Origin of the sequence: Bradyrhizobium sp. 138, assembly GCF_023074075.1 — a bacterium.
In the GTDB taxonomy this organism is placed as follows: domain Bacteria; phylum Pseudomonadota; class Alphaproteobacteria; order Rhizobiales; family Xanthobacteraceae; genus Bradyrhizobium.
Map to the genome: position 1 here is coordinate 1 of NZ_JADPKT010000060.1, position 3,283 is coordinate 3,283.

The window sequence follows — 3,283 nt, forward strand, 5'->3', positions numbered from 1 at the left end:
GATCTCCGAACGGCCCTCGATCACGGTGCCGTCGACCGCGCAGCGCTCGCCGGGCCGCAAGAGCACGATGTCGCCGGGATGGATCGCGGCCACCGGCACCTGCGAGATTTCATCAGGGCCGACGAACTTCGCGGCCGTCTCCGCCTTCAGCGCGGCGAGATTACCGGCGACCGCGCGGGTCCGTCGCCGCATGTTCTGGTCGAGGAAGCGGCCGACCAGCAGGAAGGTCAGCAGCATGACCGCCGCGTCGAAATAGGCGTGCTCGGCGTGATGGATGGTCTCGATCACGGACATGCCGAGCGCCAGGATCACCCCGATCGAGATCGGCACGTCCATGTTGGTCGCCTTTGCCGACAGCGCGCGCCAGGCCGAACGGAAGAACGGCTGGCCAGCATAGGCCGCCGCCGGCAATGCGATCAGCGCCGACAGCCAGTGGAAGAAATCGCGCTGCTCCGGCAGCATGTCCGAGACGTTGCCCGACCACACCGGGATCGACAGCATCATCACGTTCATGGTGGCGAACGCCGCGACGCCGAGGCAGCGCAGCAGGAAGCGTGATTCGGCGACCTCCGCCACCTCCGCACTCTCGGTCTCGAACGGATAGGCCTTGTAGCCGAGCTCTTCGAGCCGATCGATGAAGCGGGAAGGATCGAGCGTGCCCGCCTTCCATTCCAGCGCGACGCGGCGGTCGGTCAGGTTGACGCGCGCCAGCGTGACGTCGGGAATCGCGGACAGGCCTCGTTCGATCTTGGCCATGCAGCCGGCGCAGTGAACGCCTTCGACCGCGAGATCGATGTGCTGGACGCCCTCGCTGGCGGTCCGGACGTAGTGCGAGAAGTCCCGCGTGACGTTCATGACCAGTCCCTTCAGTTCAGGAGCACGCGATTACGCGACAGGAACACACGCGTCCCCCGCGCCTCACCCTCGATCACCAGGTCCCACTGGCCCGGCGCGACGGACGCGGCATCGCCGCGATAGAGGCCGATGCCGGCCTCGGTGAGCTCGACGGCGAGATCGGCGCGCTTGTCGGTCGGCCGCTCCAGGCGCCCGCCAAATTTCAGTCCGGCGATCGGCCGGCCGCCGGCATCACGGGCTTCGACCTGGACCACGGCGCCGCCGTCGTTGCGGCGCTCGATATGGGCGTTGACCTTCCACTCGCGCAGCGCCTGATCATGCGCCGCCGAGATCTCGCGGTCGTAGGTCAGGCCGGCCGCATAGGGGCTGTCGACGTCGGTGCCGGGCAGCGTCGCGATCGCGAGCTTCATCATGGTGAGGTTGACGCCGATCACGAGGCCGAAGAAGGCGACCAGCATCAGGAAGACCTTGGTTCCGGTCAGCGGCTTGGATGACATGATCGTCTCCTGGATTTACGGCGCGACGAAATTGTCGGTGGCGCTCGCGGCGACGCCAAGTCCGATATCCATGACGTGGAAGCGGACCGGAATCGACTTCTCCGGATTGTGCTCGGCCGGCGCGGTGACCAGCAGCCGCAGCTCGCTGGTGGAGTCGCGCGGGATCACGATGATCGGCCGGTCCGGCGTCACCGAATCGGCGCCAACGACGTGCATCGTGGGATTGACCGGTCCTTCCACGTCGATGGCGATGGCGCGGTCGTAGCCGCTCTTGTTCAGTAGACGCACCGTGTAGGCATTGCGGATCGAGCCGTCGCTGAGCTTGACCGCGACCGGATTGCGATCGTGCAGTACGTTGACGTCGAGCAGGCTGCGGGTCGCCAGCGTGTGGATCATGAAGCCGCCGACCGCTGCGATGATCGCGCTGTAGACCACCGTGCGGGCCCGGACGATGCGGTAGATCGGCGCCTTGCCTTCCAGGCGACGCTGAATGTTGATGTCGTTATCGTAGCCGATCAGGCGCGTCGGCCGGCCGATCTTGGTCATCACGTTGTCGCAGGCATCGATGCAGAGCCCGCACTGGATGCATTCCATCTGCGGCCCGTTGCGGATGTCGATGCCGGTCGGGCAGACCGCGACGCACTGGTAGCAATCGACGCAATCGCCGACCTGCTCGCCGAGCGCGCGCAGCTCGGCTGCCTTCTTCACCGAGGTGCGCTTCTCGCCGCGGTCATATCGGTAGGTGACGTTGAGCGCCCATTCGTCGGTGAGCGCGGCCTGAATGCGCGGCCACGGGCACATATAGGTGCAGACCTGCTCGCGCATGAAGCCGGCGAGCACATAGGTCGTTGCGGTGAGGATGCCGATCCAGACATAGGCGATCATCGGCCCCTGGAAGGTGACGAGCTCTTTCACCAGGGTCGGCGCGTCGTTGAAGTAGAGCACCCAGGCGCCGCCGGTCCACCAGGCGATCAAGAGCCAGATCGAATGCTTGAGCACGGTCTCGGAGATGCGCTCGAGCTTCAGAGGATCGGATGATTTGTCCTTTTTCATCCGCTCGCGCCGGTCACCATCGACCAGACGCTCGACGGCGTAGAAGAGGTCGGTCCACACCGTCTGCGGACAGAGATAGCCGCACCAGATGCGGCCACCGACCGAATTCATCAGGAACAGCGCGACCGCGGCCACGATCAACAGGCCGGTAAAGTAGTAGACCTCCTGCGGCCACAGCTCGATGAAGAAGAAGTAGAAGCGGCTGTTGGGAAGATCGATCAGCACCGCCTGGCTGGGGGCGCCGAGGCCGCGGTTCCAGCGCACGAAGGGGAGGAAATAATAGACGCCGAGGCAGATCGCCATCAGGCTCCATTTGATCCGGCGGAACGTGCCGGAGACACTCTGGGGATAGACCTTTTTGCGCGCCGCGTAGAGTGGCCCGTAGTCATCGTCCGATGTGAGGTCTTTCGGGTTCACGGTCTTGTTCATCGCTTAGAACTTCTCGAAGAGGTGCGATTAAACCTAGACCCGACACCGCCGCGTCAGTTGATCCAGCTCAAACGGGGGCGCTTTTGTTCGCCCCCGTCTAAACATTTGAACGCCGGATCCGCTATTTTCCACCGCCGAGCGAGTGGACGTAAACCGCCATCGCCTTGATGGTGGCGGGGTCGAGCCGCCCTTCCCAGGCCGGCATCACGCCGGCGCGGCCCTGGCTGATGGTCTCGATCAGGCTCGCCTCGTCGGAGCCGTAGAGCCAGATCTTGTCGGTCAGATCAGGTGCACCCATCTCCTGGTTGCCCTTGCCGCCGTCGCCGTGGCAGGCGACGCAATTCTCCACAAAGATCTTCTCGCCCTTGGCGGCATCGAAGCCGTTGCGGGTCGGAAGGCCCGCCAGCGACCGCACGTAATTGGCGACCGTGACGATCTCGTCGCCCTTC

At 64.8% G+C, this 3,283-nt stretch carries 4 protein-coding genes; all 4 read right to left on the reverse strand.

Annotated elements, in window-relative coordinates; genetic code table 11:
- The coding region (locus IVA79_RS19935; RefSeq protein WP_247555803.1) for a heavy metal translocating P-type ATPase at positions 1 to 855 on the reverse strand (855 nt) is incomplete at its 3' end.
- An 11-nt stretch (positions 856 to 866) separates the two neighbouring features.
- Positions 867 to 1,352 carry a FixH family protein gene (locus tag IVA79_RS19940; protein WP_247555805.1) on the reverse strand — a complete coding sequence of 162 codons (486 nt, stop codon included), beginning with the start codon at positions 1,350 to 1,352 and terminating at the stop codon, positions 867 to 869.
- 15 nt (positions 1,353 to 1,367) lie between these two features.
- On the reverse strand, positions 1,368 to 2,834 hold the full coding sequence (gene ccoG / locus IVA79_RS19945) for a cytochrome c oxidase accessory protein CcoG (protein WP_247555807.1): 1,467 nt from the start codon (positions 2,832 to 2,834) through the stop codon (positions 1,368 to 1,370).
- A 121-nt stretch (positions 2,835 to 2,955) separates the two neighbouring features.
- Positions 2,956 to 3,283, reverse strand: a 328-nt coding sequence (locus IVA79_RS19950) for a c-type cytochrome (protein ID WP_247555809.1), incomplete at its 5' end; no start/stop codon positions are given.

What these genes read in the sequence shown, in the direction of transcription:
- IVA79_RS19940 (WP_247555805.1), bottom strand. Translation starts at nt 1,352, where the DNA reads ATGTCATCCAAGCCGCTGACCGGAACCAAGGTCTTCCTGATGCTGGTC.
- ccoG (WP_247555807.1), bottom strand. Translation starts at nt 2,834, where the DNA reads ATGAACAAGACCGTGAACCCGAAAGACCTCACATCGGACGATGACTAC.